Origin of the sequence: Mesorhizobium sp. M4B.F.Ca.ET.089.01.1.1 (assembly GCF_004022605.1) — a bacterium.
Lineage (GTDB): Bacteria > Pseudomonadota > Alphaproteobacteria > Rhizobiales > Rhizobiaceae > Mesorhizobium > Mesorhizobium abyssinicae.
Genome location: NZ_RZOS01000588.1, coordinates 1 through 2,963, shown reverse-complemented (window position 1 = coordinate 2,963; position 2,963 = coordinate 1). Strand labels below are relative to the sequence as shown.

General features: G+C 67.8%; 4 protein-coding genes. All 4 read right to left on the bottom strand.

Annotated elements, in window-relative coordinates:
- On the bottom strand, window positions 1-360 hold a 360-nt coding region (locus tag EN780_RS31150; RefSeq protein WP_189556884.1), incomplete at its 3' end, for a DotU family type IV/VI secretion system protein.
- A gap of 4 nt (window positions 361-364) precedes the next feature.
- The gene (gene tssK / locus EN780_RS31145) at window positions 365-1,699 is read right to left on the bottom strand and encodes a type VI secretion system baseplate subunit TssK (RefSeq protein WP_127308961.1); all 1,335 of its coding nucleotides are present in this window, start codon (window positions 1,697-1,699) and stop codon (window positions 365-367) included.
- Window positions 1,700-1,738: 39 nt separating this feature from the next.
- Window positions 1,739-2,191 carry a type VI secretion system lipoprotein TssJ gene (gene tssJ / locus EN780_RS31140; RefSeq protein WP_127308960.1) on the bottom strand — a complete coding sequence of 151 codons (453 nt, stop codon included), beginning with the start codon at window positions 2,189-2,191 and terminating at the stop codon, window positions 1,739-1,741.
- Window positions 2,192-2,194: 3 nt separating this feature from the next.
- The coding region (gene tagH, locus EN780_RS31135) for a type VI secretion system-associated FHA domain protein TagH (protein ID WP_128276192.1) at window positions 2,195-2,963 on the bottom strand (769 nt) is incomplete at its 5' end.

Genomic DNA, 2,963 nt, shown 5'->3' with positions numbered 1-2,963 from the left:
GCCCCAGGGCGTGTTGAGCGCGAGGTCGTCGAGAAGCGCCGCCACCACCCAGGCCGCCTGATCGGCCCGCTCCAGAGACGATCCCGACGTCATGGCGGCATCGCGCGCCCGAACCAGCTCTTCGAGCAGACGCGTGCGCAACGTTTCAGGGTTCTCCGGCGCCAGCGCGCTTTCGAGCTCGGGCGCGAATTCGAGCAGCGGCGCAAAGGCGTTGATGAGCGCATTGGGATGGGTGCGCGAGCGCTTGATAGGCACACCCGTCAGCATCGGCGCCGTCGGCCGCGGCATCTGGGCGCCGGTCAGCCTGATGCGCGTGCGTTCGCGATCCTCCGACAGTCCGAAGGGATCATCCCGGCTCATGATCTCACCTGTTCACCGAATAGCAGTCGACCTGCGGCTCGCTCGGCAAGACACCCGAGACGCCGATGACGAAGCCGGGGGCGTCGAGCAGCGAGGCCCAATGCTCGCTCTTCTGATCGAGCTCGAGACACAGCCGGTCGCCGTCGTAGGGGATTTCGCGCGGCTGCGAATGGAGCGGCTTCAGCGGGATGCCGGGCAGGCGCGATTTCCACAGGCCCTCGAACTGGTCGGCGGCGCCGACCGTCGCCTGATTGACGAAGATCTTGCGCAGCGCATCTTCCGACAGTTCGGACCCGACCCGGATGACGATGCGGCTGGCGACCAGCAGCTTCGGGTTGTCGATGCGGATCTTCCAGACATTGGTCGAGTGCCGCATAACGGGCAGGGCGCGCGATTTGGGCTCGATGTAGCGCAGGCTCAGGATAAGCGAGCGCAAGGCATCGGCCAGCGCCGAATAGGCGGGGCCGGGGGCCATGTGGTCATAGGCCGGCAATTCGCCCAGCCGTCGCGAGCTGGAACCGTAGGTCGCCATCTCGCCGGCGAGGCCGGCAAGCTCCAGGTAGAGCTCGGCCGGGTGGAAGACGTCCTGCGCCAGCATGTGCGCCAGCCGCGGCCGTGCCGCATTGGCAAGGTGGAGCATCAACAGGTCCTCCACGCTGCGCCCGGGCCCGCCCATCACCATCTTGCCATGCGCCTCGGCGATCTGGTCGAGGCCGGTGACGACTTCCAGAAGCAATTGCCGGTACCAGGCCACCGCGCCCGTGATCAGGGTCGGCGGCAGGAACGCCTCATCCAGCGAGACGCCGCCGTCGGCTCGCACGCCTTTGACATCGGCGACGGGCAGGGCGGTGTAGCCGCCGACCGATTTGCCCGGCGCCAAGAGCACTGCCTGCGGCCGGGCAATCTCGATCTCCTCCGGGTCCGATCCTCCGTGCACCGCGTCGCGGACCGAGACGATCCGCCCATGATAGCGCGCGCCCGTGGATGCGGCGTGCGCCGGATCGAAGCCGACGCCGCCGGGCGGTTCGAGCGGCAGCGCGACCAGCACCGCTCCAGCGCCGGTGTCGGCGGTGACCGGCAAGGGTCGTGGCGCGTCCATCATCTCGGGAATGGAAAAGGGCGTGCCATCCGGGAAGATGCCGCGCGCCGACACGATGGAGATCTGGCCGGCGTCGAGCAGGGACTGGTCGAGCGTCAGCTGCTGGAAGCCGAACGTGTGGAGCTGCCCGGCCTGCAAGGCGCCGCGCACGGTCGCCTCGAAGAACCGGTCCTGCTGCTGGAAGTGCTGGGTCCTGAGAAACAGGCCCTCGGACCACAGCACCCTGTTTGCATCGCTCATGCCGTTACTCTCCGCACGGAGCCACTTCCTGTCCGGCCGCTAGGCGGAGATGCCACCGCTGCCGAGCGTCACGTTGATGGTGAATTTTGAGCCCGGCGAGACCGACTTGGTCGTGCGCCAGTTCCTCCCGCCAGGCTCGCGGATCAGCGCGACGAAGCCGAGCGCCGTCGCGTTCGGTTCGACCGTGATGGTCTTGGCCGCGGTCTTTCCCGGCGCGACCGAGACCGTGTCGGACCCGATGAGGTCGGCCCCGAGCGCGGACCCAGCATCGCCCTGCAGCGCGAAATAGTCGGCCGAATTGAACTTGCCGGTGCTGCTCAGCCGCATCACCAGGACGGTCACCGGCCGATCACCGCCGCCCGGCCCCGGATTCATGCCGGCGCCGCCGCTCACATTGACCGTGATTACGGATGGTTTCGGCGGACCGCTCTGGCAGGCCGAAACCAGCCCGGTGGCGCCAAGGGCAATGATGAATTCGCGTCGATCGATCATGTCTCACTCCTCCTCATATGCATCCCTAAAATCAGCGCCGACCTCGCCGAGAAAACTCTTTTCCGCGCTCTCGGCGATTTCACGATGGCGTTTCTGGTAAAGCTCCCACAGCTTGGCGCCACGCCCGCCCGAAAGCAGCGTGCCGATCGCGGAATTCGATTTCAGCTCTTCCTCGATCGCCGCCGGGTCGAAGCGGTCGACCATCTGGCGAAGCGCGGCCTGCACGCCGCGCCAGGCGCGCACGTGATGTTGCGCGAGATCGCGGACCGCATCCGAGATCGCCGCTTCGCCGGCAAGGAAGCCGGGGCTGCGTTCGCCAAGAATGGTCACGATCGCGTCGTCGACCGTCGGCAGGAACTTGAGCGGATTGACCTCGGAGGCGCCGACCATCGTCTGGGCGACACGCGCGTTTCCCTTTTCCTCGGAGCGCTTGCGCAGAAGCTGCATCAGGCCTTCCAGCATCAGCCGATACTCGCGCCCGAACTTCTCCATCTCGGCGATCGCGTCGCGGCCGGCGAGATCGGCTTCGTCGACGCCCATGCCGCGCAGGAAGGCGGCGCGAAGCGCCATGTCGGAGTGCGACTGCGACGGCGCCGCCGGCGGCTGACGGACCGGTCGAGGACTGGCGGCCACACGCGGCGCGGGAGGGGGCTCGGGCGCCTGCGCCGGCAAATCCCATGGGTTCGCCGGTTGCGGTCTTTCGGCGACGCGCTCGCGCTGGCCCGCCGGCCATTCGCCATGCGCCGGAGCGGCCGGCCCGAAACCGAAATCG